General features: G+C 65.2%; 1 protein-coding gene and 1 pseudogene. Both read left to right on the top strand.

Translation table 11 applies throughout. The features are described from left to right. The coding region (locus tag MOV61_RS29850) for a HAMP domain-containing sensor histidine kinase (protein WP_247139166.1) at positions 1–1,354 on the top strand (1,354 nt) is incomplete at its 5' end. After that, positions 1,326–1,682, top strand: a pseudogene (locus tag MOV61_RS29845) (peptidoglycan-binding protein); the annotation flags it as partial. The gene MOV61_RS29850 and the pseudogene MOV61_RS29845, both read left to right, overlap by 29 nt.

Genomic DNA, 1,682 nt, shown 5'->3' with positions numbered 1-1,682 from the left:
GTTGCCGCCGGCGCTCGCTCTGCCCGTCGGCGTCGCGCTGGTCTTGTCGCTCTTCCTTTTGGCCGTTGCCGCCTCCTTTGCGTTTCCGCGCCATGCCGTGGCTTCCATTGCCGCGCCGCAGCCGGAAGAGGTTGCCTTCGACGCGATGCCGGGCCTGTCGCTCATTCTCGATCCGCATGGCCTGCTGGTGAAGACCGGCGGTCGCGACCAGCACCTGTTTCCCGCAAGCCTGCGTGAAGCGGCCGGCGAGCCGTTTGCCGAGCGCGTCCACGTGTCCGACCGGATCGGCCTCGTCCAGGCTTTCGACATGCTGCGCCAGGGTGCGCCGAGCGCGCTTGCCGAAATCCGCATCGAGCGGCCGTTCTCGGCCGCCGGCCGCCAGTTTCTGTCGGTCCGTCTCGACATGACTGCCATCCGCGACGGCGAAGGGGAGCTCCTCTACGTCATGGCGCAGGCGCGCGACATCTCGGAAGAAGAGCAGCTCCGTCTGGAAGCCGCGGCCAATGTCGCCGAGGCGCGCTCCGCCCATGAGGCGAAGTCGAGGTTCCTCGCTGCCGTCAGCCACGAGCTGCGCACGCCGCTCAATGCCATTCTCGGGTTTTCCGACGTGCTCATAGGCGAATATTTCGGCCGGCTCGAAAACGACCGCCAGCGCGAATATGTTGGCCTGATCCGCCAGTCCGGCGGCCATCTGCTCTCCGTCGTCAACACCATGCTCGACATGTCGAAGATCGAGGCCGGCCGTTACGAACTGCTCGCCGAGCCCTTCGCGATTGCGGAAGCCGTGGAAACCTGCCGCGCCATGCTCGACCTGACCGCCCGCGAAAAGGGCGTGACGCTGACGAGCCGTGCCCCCCGCGGGCTTGGCGAAGTGATCGCCGACCGTCGCGCCGTACAGCAGATCCTCATCAATCTCGCCGGCAACGCGATCAAGTTCACCGGTCCCGGCGGCGTCGTGTCGATCGACGCCATTCTTGAGGGCGACGACATCAAGATTTCCGTCAGCGATACCGGTATCGGCATCGCGGCCGAAAAGCTGCAATATATCGGCCAGCCGTTCATGCAGGTGGAAAACGCCTATACCCGCACCTACGAAGGTACCGGTCTCGGACTTTCTCTGGTAAAAGGTCTGGTGGCGCTGCACGGCGGTCGTTTTGCGATCGCCAGCCGTCCGGGCGAGGGGACCGTGGTGACGATCTTGCTGCCATCGGACGGCTCCGGCGTCGAAGCAAAACGGGATGATTCCCGGGAGGAGAAAGTCGAATTTCCGCCGCGGCTGAGGGCAGCCCGGCATGCGGCCATGATGGACGAACAGGATTTTATCGATGACCGCGCGGAAGCGAAAATCGCCTGACAGGAAAAAAACTGTCAAGCAGCCTGGCATTCTGTCGAGCTTGGCTCTGGCGGGAGCGCGGGCTGCTGCGCGCCGGCCGAAGGCCCTGTTCGGCAGCGCTGCCTTCGGCGTCGTCTTCTCCTTCGTCGCCGCCAATGCGCTCTGGTATCAGCCGGGCGGCCATCCATCCCCGTTCCTCGCCACCCGCGATTCCAAGAACCCGACTCAGATTGCCGGTTATCGTCCGGCACGGCGCACCGCACCTGCCGATGTCACGACCTTCCGCATCGAACGCGCCGATCCCAATGTCGTAGCGCCGGCTCCAGCCGCTGTGCCGACCGCAGTGCCG

The organism is Neorhizobium sp. BETTINA12A (assembly GCF_023006485.1).
In the GTDB taxonomy this organism is placed as follows: Bacteria; Pseudomonadota; Alphaproteobacteria; order Rhizobiales; family Rhizobiaceae; genus Neorhizobium.
This window is presented reverse-complemented; position numbering and strand designations above follow the sequence as displayed.